The 433-nt window shown below is 49.9% G+C and carries 1 protein-coding gene; it reads right to left on the minus strand.

Annotation, left to right across the window (positions count from 1 at the left end; translation table 11 throughout):
• Positions 1-3 precede the first annotated feature (3 nt).
• Positions 4-433 (minus strand): transcriptional regulator MelR (gene melR / locus ACU8YC_RS28270; protein WP_446896431.1); only part of this gene is annotated, 430 nt, incomplete at its 5' end.

Below are 433 nucleotides of genomic sequence, written 5' to 3' on the forward strand. Positions count from 1 at the left end.
ATATCAACCCGCCATTGTTTGCCGACGCTGCTGGCTCAGTTTACGGTACTGCTGCGGCGACATGCCGACAAACTTGCTGAAGGTTTCATAAAAACGGCTGCTGGATCGGAATCCGGCAGTCAATGCGACGTCGAGAATGGTTTTATCGGTATCGCTAAGCAATGCGCGGACGTGATTGATCTGCATGGCGGTGATGTACTGCTTCATGGTGAGTTGCATCACGCGCTGGAAAATCCCCATCGCGTAGTTGGCATTGAGCTTCACGTACTCCGCAACGTCGTTGATGGTAAGAGGCTGATCGTAGTTATCAACAATAAAGCTCAACATTTGGCTGACGTAAAACTGGGCATGCCGTGAGGAGCTATTTTTATGCGTGCGTGGGGTTATGTTGACCAGAATAGGTTCCCATCCAGAAAGGCTAAACCGCTTTAAC

The organism is Citrobacter sp. VF227, from assembly GCF_052950715.1.